Raw genomic sequence first — 24,339 nt, 5'->3', positions numbered from 1 at the left:
TCTTCAACAGGTAAGAAAGGCCAAACATGAATTCAGGTAAAATTTTTAGCAAAGTTGCTTATTCAAATTTATTTGCTCAAATGTCAGAGCAAATTGCTTTAGCTGTAACACCTCTCGTTGCTGTACTAATACTCAATGCATCTGCCAGTGATACCGCTTGGCTGCAAATGTTGCAGACATTACCTTTTCTTATTGTGTCGCCATTTATTGGAATTGTTGCTGATAGATATAGTGCTCGCAATCTAATGATATACTCTGAAGTGATACGTATCGCTGTTTTAGGTATGATTTTTGCACTATTATTTGCAAAATTACTTTCATTTGGATTATTAATTTTATTTGGATTTATTGGCGCTGTTGGCACGGTAATCTACAGTGTTGCGACTTCAACCTATATTCCCGCAGTGATCCCTCGAGACCAACTAGTGAATGCGAATCGCTGGATTGAACTTGCTCGAAGTTTATCTTATACGGCAGGGCCCGCTTTAGGTGGTGTATTGGTTGGCTATATTGGTGCATCATTTGCTTATAGTTTCGCCATTATTTTATCGATGATTGCTTTAGTTTTAATTTTTCAATTGCCTAAAGAACAAAAAGGGATTCCAGTCTCAACGCCCGTATTAAAACAATTAAAAGAAGGAGCCGACTACATTTTCCACAACCCGTATTTAAAACCTATTCTATTGACTGCATTATTTTTTAATACAGCATGGTTTATTATTCAGGGGATTTTTACGGCATATGCGGTGACAGTATTACAACTTTCAGCACAGCAAATTGGCATGGCGATTTCAATTTATGGAATAGGAATGATTATTGGTGCACTTGGCCTACGCTACTTATCTTTGCGGTTTAGCTATGGGTTTTTAGTAATATTTGGGCCAGTTTGTGGCTTATTAGGCGCAATAACCTTGCTATTTACTCTCTGGAACTCATCAATTTATTTAGTTTGCTTAGCCTATTTTTTATTTGGTGCTGGGCCAATTATTTGGACTATTTCCACAGTTTCATTGCGTCAGTCAGTAACACCTAATTTTCTGATTGGGCGCGTGTCCGCGTTAATGTTAACAACTTCGTTTGGCGCTAGGCCATTAGGGTCAGCTATAGCCGCAATTATTGCTGCATCATGTGGTGTAGAATATTGTTTATGGGCTGCCATTTTTTTCTTTGCTATCCAATTAGGGATTATTAGTCAGTCACCTATCCGGGCATTAAAAGCGATGCCTACAATAATCAGTTGATGTCATAATTAAAAAGCAATCTGCGGAGATTCTTTACGTAACGTATTCGCGATAATGGCGTTATTAAATTAAAAAAGGACAATATCATGACGACGAAAAATGTATGGAAAACAGCAGAACAACGCTGGCAGGCTGTCGTGGAAAGAAATAAAACGGCAGATGGTCATTTTGTTTATGGTGTAAAAACTTCACGTATTTATAACCACCCATCAACCGCTGGTCGCTTACCCAAACGTGAAAACATTGAGTTTTTTGATAATGAAGCCCAAGCGATTGAGCAAGGTTATCACCAAGGGAAGCGACATCGCACAGAGGCGACTCAGTTAACACAATTTTATAAACAAAAAATAGAAAAAGCTTGCCGTTATATTGAGCAAAATAATCAAGTGTCGACTTTGTCCGAATTGGCTGGTCATGTTGGGATTAGCCGCTATCATTTTCATCGCTTATTTAAATCACACACGGGTTTAACGCCAAAAGCGTATGCAGATGCTTTTCGGCATAAAAAATTGCAGGCACAACTGCAAGAGCAAGAACGTATTACAGATGCAATTTATGATGCGGGGTATCAATCGAATAGCCGTTTTTATGAAACATCAACACAGCGATTAGGAATGACGCCTAGAGCTTGGAAGTCAGGTGGAAATGGTAGCAAAATTTATTTCGCACTTGCTTTGTGCTCATTAGGGACGGTATTAGTTGCACAAAGTCCTATAGGTGTATGTGCAATTTTACTTGGGGACGACCCTGAAAAACTACTCAATGATTTGCAAGACAAATTTCCAAATGCGGAGTTGATTGGTGGTGATGGTCATTTTGAACAGTTAATTGCGGATGTTGTTGGTTTTATTGAGGCACCAGAGATTGGCTTTAATTTACCGCTCGATATTCAAGGAACTGCATTTCAACAGCGTGTGTGGCAAGCCTTGCGTGATATTCCTGTTGGAAAAACAGTGAGTTATCGTGAAATAGCAGAAAAAATAGGTAACCCTAAAGCGGTTAGAGCGGTAGCAAGTGCATGTGGTGCAAATATGCTAGCGGTGGCTATCCCTTGCCACCGAGTGGTGAGAAATAATGGTGAGTTGTCTGGTTATCGCTGGGGGATAGATCGTAAGCAGGCCTTATTATTAAAAGAGGCACAAGTCTGTTTAGCCAAACCTAACGAATAATTAGATTAAGATGTAAAGCTATTAGGTGAATTTATTAAGGAACACCTTAATAAATTATTAATAAATATTTTTTATTAATTGACGGTACTAAGTCTTACTTATTTTTCTCACATAGTTGTTAATCAACGATATAAAAATAAATTATTATTCAATAAAGCTCTTATTTATTAAGATGTGCACCCTCCATGGCATATCCTTCAAAAATCAATCTGATAATGAGCTTTTTTACATAAGTAACGGTCGGGCTATATTTTTTGTCCTTTATATTTTTCATATCGTTTCTTTTTAATATACATGTTGAGTTTTTTAAATAACCACAATATTGGCTGCAATAAGATAAATTTTGGGTATGGTTTACCCCTTACGTTTTTTTCATATTCCATAAGTAATCCTAATGTCCTGCTCATTTTTATTAAGAATTACATGGGTGAAAAATATAAAAAAGTGACAGATATGATTTTTTGCAAAATACAGATCAAAAGCGCTAATTTTTGTATTACATTATCCATACGGGGAAAATGAAAAGGGTTTTGTTGTGTTATTGTACAAACGAATTGCGCAAATATTGCAAGAAAAAATTAAGCAGGGAGAGTTTCTTAACGGTGAAAAACTACCATCAGTGAGGGATATTGGAAGGGCTCATGATGTCAGTATTACCACGGCGCAACTTGCTTATCGTGAACTTGAAAGGTTACAGCTCATTTATGCGGTACCTAAATCAGGGTACTTTGTCATTCCCGAAAAAACGGAAGCTTTATTACCGAAAGTCGCGAATTATATTCAAAAACCCGTTCAAATCGCACAATGGAATCCTACTATGGATTTTCTGCGTGTTGCAGAGCGAGAAGGCGTAACATCTTTGTCTTGTGCTGTGCCAAATATTGAAGATAAAAGTTTAGAGCCTTTATGGCAAGAAATGACAATGGTAACGCGTAGAAAACAATCATTGACACTTGAATATGATAGTTTACAAGGGCTTGCAGCATTAAGAGAACAGATTTATTTAATCTCGGATGACCGCCACCTTTTTACGCCTGATGATGTTGTCACGACAACAAGTGGCCATCAATCATTATCTATTGCCTTGCAAGCTTGCACGCAAGGAAATGATGTTGTTGCGGTAGAGTCACCGACATTTCCGGGTCTATTACAGACATTGTATGGTTTAGGAAGAAAAATAATTGAAATTCCCATTGACCCTGAAACAGGCATAAATCTTGAAAGGCTTGAAGAGGCTTTTGAATGTTGGAATGTGAAAGCGGTGGTGGTGACCCCTACGTGTAATAACCCGATGGGTTGCATTATGCCAGATGGTAATAAGCAACGTTTACTCGAAATTGTTGAAAAATATCAAGGAACGGTCATTGAAAATGATTGTTTAGCGAGTTTGGCATATCAGTATCCACGACCGTCGACAATTCAATCGTTAGATAGAAACGGGCACGTCATTTTATGTAGTTCGTTTTCCAAAACGGTCGCCCCAGGTACTCGTACTGGGTGGATAATTCCAGGTAAATATAAAGAAAAGGTTTTGCACTTAAAATATTTATCTCACTGCTCAGGGGAAATATTCATGCAGCAAGTAATGGCTAATTTTCTAAAAGAAGGGCATTATTTTTTGCATTTACGCCGAATGCGTCAACATTATAGTGAACTTCAATGCCAATATAAGGAATTAGTGGAAACACACTTTCCAGCAAATACTCGAATATCTAGGCCACAAGGTGGTTTTTCCCTTTGGGTGGAGCATTTGCCCGTGGATAACCGCAAATTGCGCGATATTTTGCATCGCAATAAAGTTACGGTATTAACAGGGGAGCATTTTTCTACCGGTGGCTGTTTTTCTAACCACTTGAGGGTGAATTATGCGCTACCTTTAATTGCAAGAAGGCGTAATGCAATTAAAATTTTGGGTGAGGCATTAAAAGTGACAAGTGTATAATTAGGCATTCCCCCTATACCTTAAATTTTCATGAAATAGGGGGATAAAATAGGATAAATCAGCTGGCAGTTTGTGCTCTGCGGTTTTTAGTGATTAACATATAAATGAGATATAAAAGCGTAAAACCAGCGGTATATCCTGTAAAGACTATCCAGAACGTTTTCCAGTCAACAACACCATTAATGGTATTGAGCTCAATAACCCAACCACATAATACTGCACCTAAGAATGTCCCAAAGCCATTAACTAATGTAGTGAAAACGCCCTGAGCCGTAGAGCGAAACTCTGGGGCAATTTCTTTTTCCAAAAATAATGCACCTGCGATGTTAAAGAAATCAAATGCGCAACCATACACTATCATAGATAAAAATAGGGCTAAGGTACCTATTGCAGTAAAATCACCATAGGCAAACAAACCTAATCGTAAAATCCATGCAATCATACTAAGGAGTAAGATAGTTTCGATTTTGAATCTTTTTAATAAAATAGGCAGTAATAAGATAAAGATAATCTCAGAAAATTGTGAGATTGATAAAAAGATAGTGGGGTACTCAGAAAAAATAGAGCCTTTAGCTTCGGGGGCTAATGCCATATCTTGTAAGAACGGAACACCAAATGTGTTGGTTATTTGTAATACAGAACCTAATAACATAGCAAAGAACAAAAATACAGCCACTCTTCCTTTTCTAAAAAGTATAATAATATTATGACAGCTAAAGTTAGATTTCTCAGGTTTTGTAATTTTTATGCTATTTGTGGTGATGAAGAATATAGAAAATAGGCCCAGAGCCACGGAGGCGGCTGCCCCTACGTATAACTGGTAATAACTCATTTCTAGTTTTAATAAACTAATTGTCCACATTGCTACAATAAAGCCTACTGTTCCATATACCCTAATTTTAGGGAAATGAATCTCGGAATCTAATTTTTGTGCACCTAACATTTCAAATACAATGCTATTACAAATTGAAATGGTGGGCATGTAAAACATTAAGTGAATTAATGTAGCAATAAATAAAAGAGTGATAGAGTCACTATGGGCCATGACGATTAAAAAAATTGCAGAAAGGAAATGTGTGGAAACATAAACTAACTTTCTATTATTAATTTTATCTGCAATAAACCCGATGATGATGGGGGAACATAATGAAGATATACCTAACGTACTGAATATTAAGCCTATCTCGCCACCTTTAAAGTGGAGCGTATTAAAAAGATATGAGGCAAACGTGACAAGCCATGAGCCCCAGATAAAGAATTGTAAGAAAGAAACTATTTTTAATCGAGTTATAATACTCATGTCTGCACACCTTGATTTAACTTAAACTCACTTAAATGCAATTATTAATATCACTGACGGATGTCGCTTGTTTAATAATCAACCATGGAAGCGTCTATCTTGTTATTGTTTTTGCATTATAAGCTAGGAACTAGCTCACTTTATTGATGTAAAGATGGCTATTTGTGAGTTAGTTAAGCTGAAAACTAATTTTTAATCGTTATTAATACTTAACCTGTTATGCTTAAGCTAATTTAGGCCATTTGCAAAAGACAACGAAATTAGGAAGAAGACAAAAATAGTTAATTAATATTTAAGTTTTAACTTTCAATTGCAACTATGTCTATTTTAGTGTTTAATGAATAAACATTTCTGTAGTTTCTGTGTCCACTATTCCCCTCAAATTCTGCCTAAGCTTCTCTCATCGATAAATATCGTTATTAATATACAACCTGCTTATTAAATGGTCTTTCGTTATCTTGATCACCACCAAATCATTCTTTAATGGCTCTGTTCTGGAACCTTATTTAATACTTAACTAAAAATTTTAAAAGAGTGTGTTATGACTTCACATCGTTTTTTACTCTTTGTACTCGCAATGGCGGTATATCTTGTTGGTGCAACTGAATTTATGCTCTCAGCAATTATGTTTCCGTTAGCGAATGTGTTTAATGTAGGAACATCACAAATTTCATGGCTAATATCAGCTTATGCACTGTCGTATGCAGTGGCAGCACCTATTATCGGGTTCTTTTCGGATAGAATGGATAAGCGAAAAATGTTACTAGCGGCAATGTTGTTTATTTCTATCGATAGCATAGCAATAACATCTGCACCTAGCTTATCGGTAGCGCTTGTTTTGCGAGTGTTTGGTGGGGTTGCTTCCGCAGCTTTAGTTCCGATTACATTTGCGTTTATTTCCGATGTAATAGATGAAAATAAACAGGCTATTGCAATGGGCTATGTCATGTTGGGAATGACACTGGGTATCATCACGGGGCCTATTATTGCAGGGGGAATGACACAGTATTTTTCATGGAAAATGCCATTTATCTTTATGGCAATAGGCGGCCTTTTGGTTATGCTTATATCAATGAAGGTCTTACCATCCTCTAAATCACCAACGGTAAAACAAAGTTCATTAAATATTTATAAACAAAAAGCGCTGTGCCAATTTATTATAGCTAAGGGAATTTGGAATGGTATTACCGTTTGCCTATTTTTATTAGCGGGCGAAGTTTTACGAAGTAGGTATCAACTTAATAGTGTAACTATCGGCAGTTTGATGGGTCTTTTTGGAGTGGGATTAATATTAGGAAATAGTGCTGTTTCGAGAGTTGTTTCAAATATAGTCTCTGAGCTATCGCTGGTGTTAGCTATACTCGTATTATTGTTTATTACTATTATTTTGTTTATTAGTGGCTGGTTAGCATTAATAGGTGATTGTTTTAGTTTATTTGGATTTGGTATTTTGTTAGGTCTAATTTCACCTATCAGTACTTCGTTACTTGCTAGATTAAATGTTAACAATAAAGGGTTGGTACTATCTATTTCAGAAAGTTTCAATAATTTAGTGCTGTTATTGGCGATCCCGCTCTTTTCTTGGCTGATCTCTGGTGGGCGAGTTTTAACCTCCGCAATATTGATTAGTTTATTATTTAGCATTGCAATAATGTTTATTAAAAAGCAAAAACAGCAATGAGATAGCAACACCCTTTTGGGTAATAAACAGGGTGTTGCTAGAGGATTACACTCGCTCAAGTAACTGATTTTGCCGTAATCTCATTCCATTTAGCATGGATAACCAAGCTAAGAACGTAATTATCATCAAAATGATAAATATAAAATAAGCAGGTAATTCAGTTAAAATTACACCGGTCATCATTGGGTTAAAAGCACCCCCTAATAGACCTAAAGATTGAGCTGAAAAATAGCTGGCTTTCATGCCTTCTGGCGCAATGCTATCAATCAACATATATTCGCCAGGAGCATAAATAAGCTCTCCAAGCGTAAAAAGAAAAGCACCAAACGCCCATATATAGAGGTTTTCAGCTGCGAACATAAAGGTGGCTAAACCAAGTAAGAAAAATAAGCTTCCTAATGTCATTAGCTTTTTTAAATTGTCTGGAGTGATCCGTTTACCAACAGCGTATTGTAGTGTCACGACCACAATTGCATTTACAGGGAGTATTACGCCGATGACGACTTGTGCAAAATCACTGTTTGCTACAGTAATAACATATTGAGAAATCCAAGTTGTGAAGGTACCAAAAACCAATGACCCTAAGAACGTTGATAAAATAAACCAAGCAAGTACACGGTCGCGTAGCATTACCGCTGGGTTCCATGGACGCTTATTACCGTCTACAGATTGAGCAGGTTTTATACTTTGTACAAAACGCTGAATAAAAAATATAGGAAAAGCAGCAGAGATAGCAGCTAAATAAAAGGGTAAATTGATACTATACATTAGCAACCAAGTACCAATAGGTGGCCCAACGGTCCACCCAATATTGATAAAAGTGTAATTTAAGGAAAATATTTTAGCTTTTAACGAGAGGGTAAGAGTATCTGCAAAGTAAGCTTTCAGCACGGTAGAGAAAACAGAATAGGAGCAATTGATCAAAGAGAAAAAGATAATCACTAAGATGGCATTAGTGGAAAGAGGAATTGCAATAAAGCCACCAATAAAGGCTGCTACAGCAAGTAGCATACATCTTTTTTTATCAACTCTATCAGCTAGCATGCCAAAGACCATGCTAAATAACACCCCAACAACCATCGCCAATGACATTGCAATACCAACAATATCAATTGCCATTTGGTACTCTCGAGTGAGGTAAATCGCCATGAAAGGCAGTGTGGCTCCACGCCCAATGGTCAAGAGTAACGACGATGCCAGTAATGCACTGTTAGATATACTAAATTTCGCTGACATAATTCACAACCTAGGATTTTTATTATTGTTAATAATTTGTTTCAACTAAACGATATTACAATAAAATACATAAATTTAGTGAGGCGAGAAATGGGTAAAAATGCGCTAAATTGAAAACAATATTTTTCACAGTTCAATCCGCCATTATCGATTGAATATATGGCAATATGAAAGCGGCTCAATAGTATTAAACGTTATATGCTGAGAATAAATCGCAAATGAATGTGGCGGATACTTAAACTGGTACCTTTCGTTTTTAAATAGAAAGATGTATCAATACACCTCTCTATTTAACTAAAGATAATTGAATTTATAAAGCAGCGGTATAGACACGACGGCTTACATCAAGCGTGATGTCTTGGTGCTCGCCTAATTTAACCATATTATGAGTTTCTAAGCTTTTTATCAGAGGCTCAATGACATCAGATGAAAGCTGGTAATCACTAAAATGTGTACCTACATTCATGCTTTCGAAAAACTCACGAGTTAGTTCAATGGCTTTTATTGCTTTTTCCTGATTACTTCCAGTTGTTATTCCCCATACTCGTTCAGCATATTGCACTAATTTTGCTTGTTTTTGTGGTAATTTCTCAAGCAACATGGATGGCAGTACTATTGCTAATGTTTGTGCGTGATCTAAACCATAAAGTACAGTAATTTCATGGCCTAACATGTGGGTAGACCAATCTTGTGGAACACCCACGCCAATTAAGCCATTTAGCGCTAACGTCGCCGTCCACATTAAGCTTGCTCGAATATCATAATCTTTAGGCGTTTCAAGTGCTTTAGGGCCAATCTCAATAAGGGTTTTTAATAAGCCTTCTGCAAACGTATCTTGCACGTAAGCATTAACTGGGTAAGTTAAGTATTGTTCAATAACATGAACGAAAGCATCAACGACACCATTGCTAATCTGACGAGGTGGGAGAGTATAAGTTTTAACTGGGTCAAGAATCGAAAACTGAGGGAAAACTCTGTCACTCATAAAAGCAAGTTTAGAGTGCAGCGCTTCGCGAGTAATGACTGAGCCCTTGTTCATTTCTGAACCCGTTGCAGGTAGGGTTAGCACTGTACCAAAAGGCAATGCAGCTTGAATTGTTGTACCACCCTTCGTAACAACTTCCCACTTGTCACCAGGGTAATTAACAGCAGCGGCAACAAACTTAACGCCATCAATGACGGAGCCACCACCAACGGCCAGTAAAAAATCAAAGCCTTCTTTTTCTATTTTATCAACTGCTTTAATTAGTGTTTCATAACGTGGGTTGGCTTCTATTCCGCCAAAAAGTGAAAATTGTCGTGAGCCTAAAGCTTGTTCAACTTCATCTAGTGTGCCTGTTTTACGTGCACTTTCACCGCCAAATAAGATCAGTACTTTTGCATTTTTAGGGATTAATCGGTCAAGCTCACTAATTTTACCATCACCAAAAAGGATACGTGTCGGGTTATAGAACTCAAAATTATTCATATATAAGCCTTTGTTGAAATGAAAAATACTGTGGATTGAGAACCATAGTACTACCATGGCTGATAACCTCACTGTGGAATAGTATAACTTTGAATAATTTTAAAGTTTATCAATTTGATGGTTTTTTTATTTAAATGATTTGTTAGAGGGGATAAAAAATTGTTATTTAAATGAAATTATTAGCAATGATGAAACTTATTCCTAAATTCTAAAAATAAACACATAAATAAATTATTTTTTGTTACATTTAAATTGGTTAAATAAAACAAAAAGCAATTAAAGTGATGGAAAATAATATTGATTTGAATAAGTTTAATGGTAATGATTTACGTGTTTTAGAGTATGTCCTAAGTAATAATTCTTTAGCGGGTGAACAATCAGAAAAAACATCAAACATTGACGAATGGGTTAATCCAATAGATTTAGTAGAAAAAACAAATAGTGATAATATAAAAAATAAATCTCAATATGAATTTAATGTTATTATTCAAGTTGGCAATGATGAAACAGTTGCAAATTCAGTTGCTAAATTGACTGCAAAATATAATAATAAAACTATTATAATACAATTTGATTTAAGTAGCCAGCAATGGAAGGTTCTTCACGGTGATATTAATTTCAAACCCGAAGGGAAAATACGCTGGATTACAGTTGGTCACGGTGATTATTTAGGTAAAAACCAAGAAACACTTTTTGAAGGTTATAATTCAAAGATTTTTATTGATGCTTTAAAATATATAAAAAATAATATATTAAAAAACCATCAGCCAGATAAAATTGTACTGGTGGGGTGTGAATTGGGTCGTGGTGGCCCGAGTGAAAATTTTGTATTTCGTACGGGAGTTGAATTAGCTAAACACGGGATATACCTGCCAGTTGTCGGCTATAGTCGAGTGATTTCTATAACGAAAGTGGGCAAGAAAAAAATTAGTACATCAGGTTTTTCTAGTGAGGTAGTTTCCACAAAGCTGCATCGATTAGAATTACGGATAAATCCAGAAGGCCAACAAGTTTTTATTAATGATAAAATTGCAGCTTTATATTTTGTCGATGAACTGAGAAATGGCGAATTAGATATATGGCAGCTTATAAAAGATAGTAATTCAACAGCTTTAGATGTATTTAGAGACAATGTGGATGATACTTATATTGATATTGAGCTAGTGAAAACGGTTGCGTACAATGAGAGGGCATATGAAATTTTTAAGGCAAAACTTGTTGGTGGCCTGACTAACTTTAAAAAGGAGCTTGTGGCAGAGTTAACGCATTTGGGGATTATAGAGGCTCCATTATGGCCGATGATAAATGTAAGTAAGAATAATAATACTCAATCAATTGAAGATTTAACTATTATTTTTCGATCAGGTAATGGGTTGACGGGAAAAATATATGCTGAAAAGTTAGCGTCAGAAAATCCGAATAATACTATCGTATTTCAGATAAACCCTAATACAATGCATTTTTTTATTGAGTATGGGGATATAGGAAATCTTGATACATTATCGCATCAGCAATGGGTTATTATTGATAATATTCGTTCTGAACCATCTTTTATACAGAATTTAGCTAATTCAATTGATGTTGCCAAGCATAGATACCTACTTAGGAAACCTGAAAATATTTCAGTGTATTTGACAGATAAAAAATCATTTTTAGAATTAGAGGATAAGTTTGAATTTACACAACAACTGGCCATAAGATTAAAAGAAAAAGGAATAAATTCTAATGTTAATTTAGAAATGTATTTTGATGATGTACGCAAGGTTATGTTCCTATTGGAAAAAATAGCATTAAATAATGTTAAAAAAGAAGATGTTAGTATAACTCGCTATACCTATTTAAAGGGTTATTTTACGTTAGAAGATGGTAGCATTGATTATGGGAAAATTAATATTGCAATTTATGACCCAATAGTGAGTAAAAAAATAAACCAATATTTTAGGGATTCAACTGGACAGGAGGGGTTTGAAAGGTGGAATGCTAATTTTGAAGATGAACCGAATGTTAGTGTTAAACAACAAGCAATAGAGCTAAAAGAGGTTTTAAAATTTTTGAGCTTACAACCAGAAAGGATCAATTATTTAAGTAAACCTTCCATTAACAGGTTGTCTGAATTATTTCCTGCAGAGGGCGGATTTAACCACTCCGATGTTCTTAAGCTAATTAACGATCCAGTAAAGTTGGAGGATTATAACAGAGATATAGAAAACTTCTTAATGAGTTATGTTGAAATAAAAACGCCATACGGGGGTGAAAAATCGCTAGGTGGGGAATTTAAATACATTTCCGATTTGAAAAATAAACAAAATATTAACTTCATAAAATTATTGGAAATATTAAATGAAAATAGCTTGGAAGCTACGGTGAGAAAAGTAGAATCACCTATTTTTCATGACGATAGTATTAATTTTTTATATATTCTAAGTGATTATGATTCATTAGGAGACGAAGGGAATAGTGTTAAAAAATACTTGGAGGCATTAAAAGATTTAATGCGAAAAGATGCTTTAAATGAAGTGACATTAGACGAGAAATTTATACTTGACCAATATCGGGAGTTATACGAAAAACAGAGTTTTTTTTTAGAATCGATGACAGAAAACATTGATAGTCAAACACATACTGTAATGATAAATAATATAAAAAACGGCCAATTCATTTATTTTCAAGCTGAGAATGAAGTTTATACAATAGTAAGTTATAACCGTGATGGACAATTTTATATTTCACTATCTGATACGGCAGGTGTTGAAATTACAGTTAGTCATGCTGATTTAGCCGTTGCGAAGGAAAGGTTATTAGACATATTTACACGATTTATTAATCAAGACGTAGAGTTGGATAATGAAAAATCTATTACAAAGGGAGATGGTGCAGAGTTTAACCGTAAAGTAGGTGAGCATCGCTATGGTGAAGTACAAATTATAAATACCAAAAATGCGTCTTTTAAAAATGTGCGAGATACAATAGTCACAGAACTAGACTCCCTATTTAAGCCTGTTGAAATTTCGGTTATCGATGATTTTGAAATTATATTTGGTGAGCAACGTACAACACTAAAAAAACTTAGAGATATAGGGGCGAATATAAATGGTGAACCCTTAAACGCAAAGCATACCCAACAAAAAAATTGGCAAGATTATATTAATTTCGATGAGCAAAAACTTAGTGCTAAGCTCGCAATGGTAAAGAATGAGGCAGAATGTATTGAATTAACATCAATATTAGTAAATAGCTTAAGTGAGCCAGATAATGGAAATTTAATTTCTAATGGGACGACGATACATAATCAAGCGTTATTGAAAGAGCAACTTTCGATTATTTACAATGCAAAAATGAATGAATCTACTATTCCTAAGGAAACGCTCCAGAAACTACAAAAAACAGGAATGAAGTTACCCATGTACAGTAGAGTTGCTAACTCTGTCGGTCAAGGTATTGGGGGAACAGGAATATTTCTCACCATTAATAATGTATATCAACTAATCGATGAGTTAGACAACCCAAATCTGACAGAGCGGGAAAGGGCTGAGTTACAAAGGAACCTTGATTTAGCTTGTGCAAATGCCTTCTTTAATTATGACGATATGGTGTTACAGCCAATCTTACTTAAGTTAGCTTATAAGCAGGCAGGGTCATTTAATGCATCAAGTAAAATTACAGCACGCATTACATTAATATTTAACCTAATTGGTATGGGGTTGGATGTTTACCAAGCTTGTGAAGCATTTAAGCAACTCGATAACATAACCAGTTCGAAAGAACGGCAAGATCTTATTGTAAATGGCTCATTATCTATTGCAAATATTGTTGTGGGTGGGGTGACGGTTTTAGGGATCTTAATAGGGTCATCCACATTGCCTGTTATAGGCTTAATTGTTGCAGGTGCTTTACTTATCGGGGGGATGATTTACACAGGGATACGAGCGGTTGAAAAAATAGAAGAAGAGCTGGGAGAGTCACTTAAATGGGATGAAAAAGCGAAAGAAGGGATCCGAGCGGCTCTAGGATTCAAACCTTCAGATGATATTCTTAATCGATTTAGTCATAAACAGCATATTGAATTTTATAAGAATGTAGATTGGCAACGTGATCTGAATTTTTTTAAAAGTACACTATTACACCAAGAGTTTGAGGAACATTTACAGCTTATTTCTACCCCAGTTCTAGATGTTAATGATAAATACTATATAAAATATTGGGCGAGTAAAAATGTGATTCAGTCCCAAGTTTTTATTGGTGATAGTGCGGGTTCGATACTCGGTAACATAGATGTTGATGAAGTCGGCCCATGCTATACGATAGAACAGATAAATTATATTCGAGATAATTTTTTCTATGACGGAGGAAACCAGAGATGGGTTAAATCAACATCATCTACAGAAATTAACTATCTAAATTTTAACTGGCGATTTAGTTTGATTGATAAAGAAGCACCATTTTCGTACAAAGAAACAGGTAAAAATGAAACTGACGATATACTTATATTAAATACTGATTATCACAGTGTTTTTTTTGATGTTTTTTTACTCAATGAACAATTGAAAGATAACTATGATATATATAAAAGTCACAGTTTTCTTGAACAAATAAGTATATTGTCTGAAGGAGATTTGCGGTTTTTTCGTGGCCGAAACATATATTCTAATATGTCTCATCCTGACTTTTCTTCTGATGCGGAAATACGAAATACTGGTATGGAATATATTAGTTCTCCTGAAGCTATATTCAGAGATATTAGTAATGAAAATAAAGAAATTGTTTTTGAGGGAATGCATAATATTGGATATAGCCTAGAGCCCATAGAAAGAAGAAAAAACATAAGTCTAAACTTTGGAAGAGGTACAGATATCATAATAGGGAAAATAAATGCAAAGAATGCATTTATTTTTCATGGTGGAAGGAAGTTTTTTGCAGGAGGAGATAAAGATGATATTGTTAGTGTATATTTTAATAATGAGCAACCTAATAATTCAGGAAATAAGATATACTTTGATGGCGGTAAAGGACAAAATGGCATTGTTATTAACGACATCCCTGAATATAGTCAAGTTGAGATTGACCTTAAAGTAAACAATGGGAGTGTTTCTACTCATGGAGGGGGGACAGATGAACTCTATTTTAGAAGTGTAAGCAACGTAACATTAAATGGGCAATATAATTCTATCTTTTCATTGTACGGTAATGAAGAGGATAATATTTTTGATGTAAGAGGTGGCGAGTGTTTTGTCAGTAGCGGTGCAGGCAATGATAGAATATATTTTGAATCAGGAATTGTTGCTGGAGACGATGGTGATGATATCTACTTCTTAAGACGCTATAGCCAATCAGTAAATAAAACCATTTCAAATGAAAATGGAAGTAATGTTTTTCTTGCTGCGACAGTGATTGAGAATAACAAAGGTAAAAGTGCAGTTTATTTAGGCTATTCATTAAAGGAAATTAAAAATGTTTCTGTTGTTAATAATGACATAGTTGTGACTATAGAAATAGCAAATGACCAAACAGAACAAGATGTTCAGTTTAACTTGACGCTTAAAAATGTCTATATTAATAAAGTTAAATTTCATGATTATCAATTAATTACAAATGATGGGTTTGTGCTAACTAGCCAAATTAATGATATAAATGATAGTGAGCCAAGGGTCTTAGGTCAGGGAATTTATACCGTTAATTATCAACGTAAGTTTGATTTATCTGACAGAACACTTAAAGCAACAGTTAATGTCAACACCAATGAGAATATTATTGCTATAGATAATGATAGTTATTTAATGGGTAGTTGGGCTAGTGTGGGCTTTATAGAAAATAGTGCTGGGTTGATCTATCATGGTAGTGATAAAAATGAAAAAGTCGTTTTGTCCAACTTGGATAATAAAGTCATGGTTAGCAAGGGTGCTGATATTTATCAAGTTATAACAGATGATTTTAGCCCTGGAAAATTAGTTTTTGACTACTCGGAAGTACAAGGGATTTATGCAAAAAATGATAGTGTAACGATAAAACTTACATCTATAAGTGGTTATAACCTGAAAGTAGATAACAAAATCATTTACGTGGAAAATAATTTTGGAGATAGAAATTTAGAGATTGAGTTTATCAATTATAATTCTATAAATTTTGACCAAATAAAAATAATCGATGAAAGAAATAGGTTATTCAGATTAGGTTATGATGGTGTATGTATAATTATAGAAAATGGTAAAGATACAATCCCTACTAATTATTCTGATTATATTCACCTTCAACCGCATTATAAATTTCCCACAGGGATAGTTGATTCTCTAGTTGGTGATGATGTGATCTTTGACGAAAGCGGGCAAGGTAACATCATCAATGGTGGAGATGGTAATGATAAGATTATCGCCGTAAATGGTGAAAACACCTTATATGGTGGTGATGGGAATGATACTTTGTATGGAGGGGCTAAAAGCGACTTGTTACTTTCAGATTTAGGCAATGATATATTAGATGGAATGGAAGGGGATGATTATTATATCGTTGATGGAAATAAAGGTATTGGAGAAACCACGATTTGTGACAGTCAAGGTTTCAGCAATATATATTTAATGAACTTTCAACAGGACTATGAAATTAGAGCGATTAAAAATAATTTATATCATATTTATACATCTAATTCGAATCAGCGTACTGTTAGAATAAGAATCCCTAAAGAAAGAACAATGAGCTCAATGAAGATACACCATCATGAGCAGCTACCAAACCATATGCCAAGTTATGTTAATGAAAATATGAGTCATTTAGTTCGGTATCTTGCAGAACAAAAATATTATAAAAAACAAATGAATCCGTTAATTCCATCTCATCCCTTTGATGAATTTAAATCTAAATTTAATCATAATTTACCAGAAGAAATTTCTTTAACTAAAAAATCAATACGTATTTCACCACAATCAAATCCACGTCATCAAGTTATTCAGACCAAGGGGGAAAAACAAAAAGTCTGGGACTCAAGTGGGCATGGGCGAGTATTTAAAGCAGAAGCTCAAAAGGGGTTGATATCCATTCCTAATGGGAGTTTAGGCAATAATGTTTTATATGCAGCGCAGGGTGATACCAATTTATCCGGTGGTGATGGTGATGATGTGTTTATTGCAAATGGGGTTAACGGTTTAATGACCGATGAAAGCGGTAAAAATTTATTTGTTATAAATGGTGATCTGCCAGGTTGGAATTCACTCTATAGTTTTGGTGGGGAGAATACGATTTATTTGGTCAATTTTAAACATAATATGATCAGGGAATCTCCTGACCATATCAGTAACGCCACTCGCTATATTTATGAATCAGAAAACGGACGAACAGTTAAAATATTTCAATACCCGAATACACTGGCTCCTACAATTGTTCATCAACGATGGGATATTGAAGAGAATACGGATAAGGTTTCACAAAAATTAGAGTATTTAGTGAACACATTAGCGTCGTTACGTATGCAAGATGAAGCGCAAAGTGTTGCTAACAGCAATCATGGTGATATTTCAGTGAAATGGACGCCCGTAAACTTGGTTAAAGGCTACCTAAATCATATAGGGTAATTTGCAAACATAGAATCTACCTGAACGGTTGTTGAGTTAACCGTAAAATGCCAGCAATAAACATTTTACGGTTTTTGAGTACATTGTTTGGTCTAAATCATCTTTACAGACAGTAAGTTGCAGTAAACTTACTGTCTATTTAATGTTAAAATTTCACATGAATTTCACGCATACATTTTTACGGTCATTGTTTGCCATGTAAGGAGGGCTAAGTAATGAAACGTTTTATGAATCTAGAGCTTCCTCCTGAACCCATCATTAATAGCAACTGTGTGAGAAAACGCCTTAAAAACAGCATTTGTGATAACTGTGCAGCCAGTTGCCCAGTAAATGCTATTTCATTTAGTCACATGGATGCCAAAATTGATAATGAACTTTGTTTCCAGTGTGGGAACTGCCTTTTTTCTTGCCCAGTTGATGCGATAGAAAATATTGCGCCACATGAACGTACCTATCAACAGGGTTACTTAGTGGTCAACCATGATGAACCTATTGCAACGACGGAAGAGCTTATTGTTTGGCATAAACAATATCAAATTCGAGGAATTCAAATTGCAGAGCCATTGGTTGATAAATGGTTACCCACTTTAGCAGCACTTAATCTTAAATTAAAAACACTGCAAGAGCCTGTTTGGCAACTGCGAATTGAACAACCTCCTGTGGTAGATAGTGGGCGCCGTATGATGCTGTTTCGTCAAAAATTAGACCAAAAACCACTGGATAAAGGGCAGGTAAAAACAGGGCTCAATGCACGGAAACAATTCTACCCAGAAGACAGTTGGTTTCAGATTTCACTCGATAGCGAATGCTGCATTTTGTGTGGGGCATGCGCAAAAGTGTGCGATGAAAATGCGATACAAATTGGTGATAATCAGTTTGTTTTAGATGCAAAACGCTGTACGGGGTGCATGAGTTGCCAAGTGGTGTGTTTTCCAAAATCAATTCAAGTTCACGGGCATACGGCCAAACATAGCGAGCCAACCGTGTTTCACTACTATGATGCAAAATGCCACACCTGTCATTTACCATTTTTTTCTTGGGAAGAAGGCGTGCAAACCTGCCCAATATGCTCGCAGCATAAAAAACAAGGGTGGCTATAGAAAAAAGGTGCTATTAAGAGCACCTTTTTCAGTTAGTTGCTGACCGAATTTAAATTTTCAATCACTAATTTTGCAACCTGCGGGTTAATGGCAGGGGGCGTTTCATGTCCCATTCCTTCGATAATGGCTATTTTTGCGTTTGAGATGCTATTTGCAATATCTTGACCTGCTTCCACAGGGAATAACGGGTCAATTGAGCCATGGATAATCAATGTTGGAACATTGATTTGACTCAGATGTGGTCGCATATCTCCAGTTACTGCAACCGCAACAATTTGGCGTTTGGTGCCTTCCGGTGAATAATTGCGCAAAAGCGCTTGCTGCACATAATCGCGGTAATAGGCTTCATCAAATGGGCAACAACTTGAGCTAATACGCCGATAGAATGCAAGTTGCCCTGCCATATAACCTTCGAAATTTTCATTGGGGTTCGCACCTGAACTCATCAACATTTGCATCACATCAGGGGCACTTTGCGGTAAATTTGGGTTCCCTGTTGAGGACATAATTGGGCACAAAGTTAATGTGCGTTCAGGGTATTTTGCGGCAAATAATTGGGCAATCATTCCGCCCATTGAACGGCCAATAATATGTGTCTTATCAATTGATAAGCCGTCTAATAAACGTACAATGTCATCCACCATATCGAATAACGTATATGCAATATCGAATTGTTGGCCCGTTTGCATTTTTTGAATCAATTCCCCAAGGTTGATTGGCGGAAAATGATCCATATGAGGAGATAAACCTGCATCACGGTTATCAATCCGAATGATATAAAAACCCGCATCGGCGATTTGTTGGCAAAAATCGGTTGTCCAACTAATGTTGTGACCGCCTAGGCCGGGTACTAATACAACGGCAGGGTTCTCTGGAGTGCCAAATGAATCATAAAAAAGTGAAATAGGTTGCTTGGTTGTCATTTTTTTTCCATTGAATTGAATGTTGTGCTATTTATGCCGCTATAGTGTAGCAAATACGAGCCCCAAAAATGCACAAGGGTTGCCAAGAAAAAATTTTAGCGACATTGCTGTTATTTTGCAGAAAATAACACAGTTTATTATCTAGCCGGTATAAACCAGCTAGATAGCAGCACGATAAGTGAAAACGTCAGCAAAACCAAGGCAATAAGTAAGTTCATATTTAGCGAATAGGCAGAAACAATAAGGCTGCCCAAGGCTGATCCTAACGCTATTCCGCCATTGAAGAATGCGATATATAAGGCGCTTGTAATCTCAATTTGTGAAATGCTATATCCGATCATCCAATTCATTAATGAAACTGATACCCCACCGTACGCCACACCCCAAAGTGCGATGACAAAATAGCTCATTAAAATGGTTAACGGCAAATAGGAAAATAATACTAGGCTGATGATAATTAAGCTAATTATCCAAAAAATGGAAATTTTGGTATTTCGGCTTGCGACCATTCCAAAGATAAAATTACCTAAAATCCCTGCAATGCCGTAAATGAGCAGGGCAAAACTGATTTGATTACTGTCTAAATTAAAATGTGCAATTAATAATGGGCGGATATAGGTGAACGCCATAAAGTGACCCGCGACTAATAACAGCGTGATTAGCAGGCCAGCAGTGATAATCGGGCGTTTTAGTTGTTGCGTAAAAGCGGCTTTTACTGCGACTGAATCTGTGGGGAGTTTAGGTAAATAAATAGCCATCAATAAAATTAAAATCAATGATATCCCCCCCATAAAGAGAAATGCGCTACGCCAATTCCATATGCCCTCCATAAAAACGCCAAGTGGGATCCCCATAACGGATGCGGCCGCAACACCACCAAAAATTAGTGACGTGGCAAAACCAATATGCTGTTTGTTTACTAAACGAGGGGCAATCCCACCAGCAATAACCCAAATAATACCAATACAGACACCAACAAGTATTCGACTGGCGAATAGTAACCAAAAATAGGGTGTAGCAGCGGCTAAAAAATTACACACCATCAGTAAACTAGCCCCAAAGATGAGCAGAAATTTTCGATCTAGTTGTTTAGCAAGCAAAATAATAAAAGGAGAGCTGATCGCTGCGACTATCGCGGGTAAAGCCATTAATAAACCGCTTAACCCTACGGAAACGGAGAACTGTTCTGAAATTGGTGTCAGCAAGCCGACAGGGAGCATTTCAGTGGTGACAACAATAAAGGTTGCGAGGGTGAGGGAGATAACTGCCATCCATGAACGAAACGGGTGAACCGATGATACATTTTCAACAGAATTAAGTGACATGGTGTTCCTACCGATAAAATAACAAGTTGAAAAAGCTTATAGGGGACGGTATATAAGATAAATAACCTATTTGGATTAACATTGGGGATTAATTGTGGTCAATCAAACGTCATTATCAATAGACAATTTACTTGATTTAAAAGTGTTTGTTGATGTTGTGGAAACATGCAGTTTTACACAATCCGCAGAACGGCTCGCACTATCGCGCTCTGCAGTCGGCAAGTGTATTGCTCGCTTAGAAAATCGTTTACAGACGCGTTTATTTAATAGAACAACGAGAAGTATTCATTTAAGTGATGATGGGCAGGTTGTTTATGGATCTGCACTAAAAATATTACAAGAAATTGAAAATGTTGAAAATATTCTCAGCCAAGGGCAGCAACAACCTCGAGGTTTATTAAGAATTACGGTTCCCGTGGTTTTTGGTAAGCGCTTCATTATGCCTCTTGTGCATGATTACTTAGCACGTTGGCCAGAGGTTGAGGTCGATGTTGATTTTTCGGATGATTACTGCGATATCGTCAAAGATGGTTTTGATATTGCTATTCGTATTGGTGGTAATGATGATAACCGCTTGGTTCGCAAAGTGCTCGCACCACACCGTTTTATTACCTGTGCTTCATCACAGTATCTTCAGAGATTTGGTTACCCAACAACGCTGCATGCACTGGATCAACATAATATCTTAATTTTTCGCCATCGCGGTTTGAATGTGCCTTGGCAATTTAAATCGGGTTCAGCGGTACAAAATTACATGCCAAAAGGGCGACTTGTGCTGAATGATACGGAAGCTATTTTAAATGCGGCATTACAGGGGCATGGTATTTGCCAGTTAGGTGCGTTCTTGGTGGGGGAGCACATCGCGCAAGGAAATTTAATCCCCATTTTAACTGAGTTTTCGAAACTGGAGGCGCCAATCTGCGCGTTATACCCAACAAAACGTTATTTGCCACCGAAAGTGCGCCAATTTTTACAACTTTTTGATGAACATTGGCAAGGGCGTGCTATCTGGGATGAAAATAAGAACCAATAAGATGATTTTTCAGCCTATTCTGTAAAGCAATTAAAAATCATTGGGATATGATATCTATCAAGCAATTCGTTGCTTAAGGATATTTTTTTAACAACAGATTTTTAGGTTTTATATGATTTACTTTATTTCAGATACTCATTTTTGCCATTCTAACATTATCAACCTCTGTGATCGCCCGTTCAAAAGTACCAGCCATATGAATGATACGCTAATTCATAACTGGAATGCTTATGTGACAGACCATGATGAAATCTATATCTTAGGGGATTTTTTATATAAAGGTAATGGCGCAGATGCGAATAAAATTTTGCGCAGGTTATCGGGCAAAAAATACCTTATTCGTGGTAACCATGACAAGTTTTTAGATGATCCCGAGTTTGATACATCACTGTTTGAATGGGTGAGAAGTTATTATGAGTTGGATTACCAAAAACAAAAAATTGTTTTATTTCATTACCCTATTTTAGAGTGGCAAGGTTTTTTTCGTGATGCGATACACTTATATGGCCATGTACATAACTCAAGTAAAGACCCAGAACAACGTAAGCGTTTAGATATTTTAGGGCCTCGCGCAATTAATGTTGGCGTTGACGTGAATGATTTTTTCCCGATTAGTATTAAAACCATTTTAAAGCGTGCAAATGGTTAAATTTCTAATAATAAACAGTGTTATTTTTTAGCATACAGATAAACCGATGCACGTGACACACCAAGGTGCTGAGCAACAGTTTCCATGGATTTTTTTACGTCAAGCAAGCCTTCGCTACGTAAAACTTCAATAAGGTTTTTTCTCTCTTCTGCTTTTAGTGTCCGCGGTGTTGCAGCAAGTGTCGCGGCATATTGATCGATTCTATGGCGAATAGCTTCAGACCCATTGGGCTCAATATGCTCTTTGATTGGGCTATTTCCAACCTCGATAAATTGCGACAGCATACTTTGCATGCCCCGAAATAAAGTCATATCTATATTTAGGCATAAGGCAGCAACATATTCACCACTGTTATTTTTGATCCCGATGGATGTGCTTTTTACTGGGCGACCATCGGAAAACTGATTGGTATAATTGGCAACAATACTGGGGAAATCAGCGGATTCAATACGTGCTAAGCCCAATTCAGTGGTTGGCTCACCCACTTGGCGACCAGACAAATTATTGTGAATCGACAAAATTGAGTGATCGGGGTTTTTTAAGTCATGAACGACAACCTCACAAAATGGCGCAAAAGTTTCGCTGAGCCCTTTTGCTATTGTGTCGATTTGTGCCAGTAATGTATTTTCATTGGTGTTAGACATAAAACCCCCTTATCTAAAAGCGCTAATCACTTAATTTTAACCTATTTTTTATCTCGCTAATAGATAAAGGGTGGGGAGTTACTGTGAAACTAATTCAGCAAACCGATTAATATCAACATTACCACCACTGACGATAATACCGACACGCTTACCCTGAAACTGCGCTTTTTGCGCGAGTGCTGCTGCGAAAGAGAGGCAACCTGTAGGTTCAACAACCATCTTCATGCGCTCTGCGTAAAATTTCATTCTATCGATAAGCTGTTCATCGGTAACCGTGAAAATATCATCAACATTATTTTTAATGATTTCAAATGTATATTGCCCTAAATGTTGCGTCTGCGCACCATCCGCAATCGTCTTAGGGGTATCTATATGGACAATTTTACCTTGGCGGAAAGATTGCTGAGCATCATTACCTGATAACGGCTCGACACCGTAGACTTTGCAGCTAGGGGACAACTGGCGAGCCGCAAGTGCACAGCCAGAGATCAAGCCACCACCGCCTAAGCAAACAAATAGCGCATCTAATTCACCCACCTCTTGGAACAGTTCCATCGCGGATGTCCCTTGCCCAGCGATAATATGAGGGTGGTCATAAGGTGGAATGAGGGTTAAACCCTGTTGTTCTGCGAGTTGTTTACATAACGCTTCGCGGTCTTGTGTATACCTATCAAAATGGACAACATTTGCCCCATAACCTTGTGTTGCGGCAACTTTGACGGCAGGTGCGTCATGTGGCATTAAAATGGTTGCAGGAATATTCAATAGTTGCGCTGCAAGGGCAACCCCTTGAGCATGATTTCCTGAAGAAAAGGCAATAACGCCTGCTTTTTTCTGCTCTGGCGTAAATTGAGCAAGCGCATTAAAAGCACCACGGAATTTAAATGCCCCCATGCGTTGGAAGTTTTCACATTTGAAAAACAACTCACCACCGAATTCTTTGTTGGCCGTTGTTGAGGTGAGTACTGGGGTTTTATGTGCAAAGCCCGCTATGCGCTTAGCGGCTGCTTCAACATCTCGATAAGTGGGTAAAATTAAACCAGTCATGTTTGTGCCTCTTGGAAATTTT

Annotated in this window: 15 protein-coding genes; 8 read left to right on the top strand and 7 right to left on the bottom strand. The window is 36.5% G+C overall.

The features are described 5' to 3' along the window. Nucleotides 1–26 precede the first annotated feature (26 nt). The 3 genes from ABWP91_RS01615 (at nt 27) to ABWP91_RS01605 (ending at nt 4,352) form a co-directional block, all read left to right on the top strand. The gene (locus tag ABWP91_RS01615; protein WP_353241710.1) at nt 27–1,241 is read left to right on the top strand and encodes an MFS transporter; all 1,215 of its coding nucleotides are present in this window, start codon (nt 27–29) and stop codon (nt 1,239–1,241) included. Between the two features lie 86 nt (nt 1,242–1,327). Then, on the top strand, nt 1,328–2,410 hold the full coding sequence (gene ada, locus ABWP91_RS01610) for a bifunctional DNA-binding transcriptional regulator/O6-methylguanine-DNA methyltransferase Ada (protein WP_353241709.1): 1,083 nt from the start codon (nt 1,328–1,330) through the stop codon (nt 2,408–2,410). A gap of 535 nt (nt 2,411–2,945) precedes the next feature. Beyond that, on the top strand, nt 2,946–4,352 hold the full coding sequence (locus ABWP91_RS01605; protein WP_353241708.1) for an aminotransferase-like domain-containing protein: 1,407 nt from the start codon (nt 2,946–2,948) through the stop codon (nt 4,350–4,352). A gap of 58 nt (nt 4,353–4,410) precedes the next feature. On the opposite strand, the gene ABWP91_RS01600 is transcribed toward ABWP91_RS01605, so the two are convergent. After that, nucleotides 4,411–5,652, bottom strand: coding sequence for an MFS transporter (locus tag ABWP91_RS01600; RefSeq protein WP_353241707.1), 1,242 nt, complete (start codon nt 5,650–5,652; stop codon nt 4,411–4,413). A gap of 541 nt (nt 5,653–6,193) precedes the next feature. On the opposite strand from ABWP91_RS01600, the gene ABWP91_RS01595 reads away from it, so the two are divergent. Continuing rightward, nucleotides 6,194–7,333, top strand: a complete 1,140-nt coding sequence (locus tag ABWP91_RS01595) for an MFS transporter (RefSeq protein ID WP_353241706.1) — start codon at nt 6,194–6,196, stop codon at nt 7,331–7,333. 45 nt (nt 7,334–7,378) lie between these two features. On the opposite strand, the gene ydeE is transcribed toward ABWP91_RS01595, so the two are convergent. Further along, the gene (gene ydeE / locus ABWP91_RS01590) at nt 7,379–8,569 is read right to left on the bottom strand and encodes an efflux MFS transporter YdeE (RefSeq protein WP_353241705.1); all 1,191 of its coding nucleotides are present in this window, start codon (nt 8,567–8,569) and stop codon (nt 7,379–7,381) included. Between the two features lie 310 nt (nt 8,570–8,879). After that, a complete protein-coding gene (locus tag ABWP91_RS01585; RefSeq protein ID WP_353241704.1) occupies nt 8,880–10,037 on the bottom strand; it encodes an iron-containing alcohol dehydrogenase in 1,158 nt (385 codons plus the stop codon). Between the two features lie 284 nt (nt 10,038–10,321). On the opposite strand from ABWP91_RS01585, the gene ABWP91_RS01580 reads away from it, so the two are divergent. Both ABWP91_RS01580 and ABWP91_RS01575 read left to right on the top strand, forming a co-directional pair. After that, nucleotides 10,322–17,596 carry a C80 family cysteine peptidase gene (locus ABWP91_RS01580; RefSeq protein ID WP_353241703.1) on the top strand — a complete coding sequence of 2,425 codons (7,275 nt, stop codon included), beginning with the start codon at nt 10,322–10,324 and terminating at the stop codon, nt 17,594–17,596. 215 nt (nt 17,597–17,811) lie between these two features. Next, nucleotides 17,812–18,696, top strand: coding sequence for a 4Fe-4S binding protein (locus ABWP91_RS01575; RefSeq protein ID WP_353241702.1), 885 nt, complete (start codon nt 17,812–17,814; stop codon nt 18,694–18,696). Between the two features lie 32 nt (nt 18,697–18,728). Here the strand turns inward: ABWP91_RS01575 and ABWP91_RS01570 are convergent, their stop codons facing one another. Together ABWP91_RS01570 and ABWP91_RS01565 are read right to left on the bottom strand one after the other, a co-directional pair. Beyond that, the gene (locus tag ABWP91_RS01570) at nt 18,729–19,619 is read right to left on the bottom strand and encodes an alpha/beta fold hydrolase (RefSeq protein ID WP_353241701.1); all 891 of its coding nucleotides are present in this window, start codon (nt 19,617–19,619) and stop codon (nt 18,729–18,731) included. Between the two features lie 137 nt (nt 19,620–19,756). Next, nucleotides 19,757–20,944 carry an MFS transporter gene (locus ABWP91_RS01565; RefSeq protein WP_353241700.1) on the bottom strand — a complete coding sequence of 396 codons (1,188 nt, stop codon included), beginning with the start codon at nt 20,942–20,944 and terminating at the stop codon, nt 19,757–19,759. 94 nt (nt 20,945–21,038) lie between these two features. Here ABWP91_RS01565 and ABWP91_RS01560 point away from each other — a divergent pair, with 94 nt between their 5' ends. Continuing rightward, nucleotides 21,039–21,977 (top strand): LysR family transcriptional regulator, encoded by a 939-nt coding sequence (locus tag ABWP91_RS01560; RefSeq protein WP_353241699.1) that lies wholly within the window; start codon nt 21,039–21,041, stop codon nt 21,975–21,977. A gap of 112 nt (nt 21,978–22,089) precedes the next feature. Further along, complete coding sequence (locus tag ABWP91_RS01555) at nt 22,090–22,626, top strand: metallophosphoesterase family protein (RefSeq protein WP_353241698.1); 537 nt, start codon at nt 22,090–22,092, stop codon at nt 22,624–22,626. Between the two features lie 20 nt (nt 22,627–22,646). Here the strand turns inward: ABWP91_RS01555 and ABWP91_RS01550 are convergent, their stop codons facing one another. Then, the gene (locus ABWP91_RS01550) at nt 22,647–23,270 is read right to left on the bottom strand and encodes a helix-turn-helix transcriptional regulator (protein WP_353241697.1); all 624 of its coding nucleotides are present in this window, start codon (nt 23,268–23,270) and stop codon (nt 22,647–22,649) included. 78 nt (nt 23,271–23,348) lie between these two features. Further along, nucleotides 23,349–24,317, bottom strand: coding sequence for a threo-3-hydroxy-L-aspartate ammonia-lyase (locus ABWP91_RS01545; protein ID WP_353241696.1), 969 nt, complete (start codon nt 24,315–24,317; stop codon nt 23,349–23,351). Nucleotides 24,318–24,339: the final 22 nt, after the last annotated feature.

This window comes from Providencia sp., from assembly GCF_040396775.1.
GTDB lineage: Bacteria > Pseudomonadota > Gammaproteobacteria > Enterobacterales > Enterobacteriaceae > Providencia.
This window is presented reverse-complemented; position numbering and strand designations above follow the sequence as displayed.

Excerpts from the sequence above, each read along its gene's own strand:
- ABWP91_RS01615 (WP_353241710.1), top strand. The coding sequence starts at position 27 with ATGAATTCAGGTAAAATTTTTAGCAAAGTTGCTTATTCAAATTTATTT.
- ada (WP_353241709.1), top strand. The coding sequence starts at position 1,328 with ATGACGACGAAAAATGTATGGAAAACAGCAGAACAACGCTGGCAGGCT.
- ABWP91_RS01600 (WP_353241707.1), bottom strand. The coding sequence starts at position 5,652 with ATGAGTATTATAACTCGATTAAAAATAGTTTCTTTCTTACAATTCTTT.
- ABWP91_RS01595 (WP_353241706.1), top strand. The coding sequence starts at position 6,194 with ATGACTTCACATCGTTTTTTACTCTTTGTACTCGCAATGGCGGTATAT.
- ydeE (WP_353241705.1), bottom strand. The coding sequence starts at position 8,569 with ATGTCAGCGAAATTTAGTATATCTAACAGTGCATTACTGGCATCGTCG.
- ABWP91_RS01585 (WP_353241704.1), bottom strand. The coding sequence starts at position 10,037 with ATGAATAATTTTGAGTTCTATAACCCGACACGTATCCTTTTTGGTGAT.
- ABWP91_RS01580 (WP_353241703.1), top strand. The coding sequence starts at position 10,322 with ATGGAAAATAATATTGATTTGAATAAGTTTAATGGTAATGATTTACGT.
- ABWP91_RS01575 (WP_353241702.1), top strand. The coding sequence starts at position 17,812 with ATGAAACGTTTTATGAATCTAGAGCTTCCTCCTGAACCCATCATTAAT.
- ABWP91_RS01570 (WP_353241701.1), bottom strand. The coding sequence starts at position 19,619 with ATGACAACCAAGCAACCTATTTCACTTTTTTATGATTCATTTGGCACT.
- ABWP91_RS01565 (WP_353241700.1), bottom strand. The coding sequence starts at position 20,944 with ATGTCACTTAATTCTGTTGAAAATGTATCATCGGTTCACCCGTTTCGT.
- ABWP91_RS01555 (WP_353241698.1), top strand. The coding sequence starts at position 22,090 with ATGATTTACTTTATTTCAGATACTCATTTTTGCCATTCTAACATTATC.
- ABWP91_RS01550 (WP_353241697.1), bottom strand. The coding sequence starts at position 23,270 with ATGTCTAACACCAATGAAAATACATTACTGGCACAAATCGACACAATA.
- ABWP91_RS01545 (WP_353241696.1), bottom strand. The coding sequence starts at position 24,317 with ATGACTGGTTTAATTTTACCCACTTATCGAGATGTTGAAGCAGCCGCT.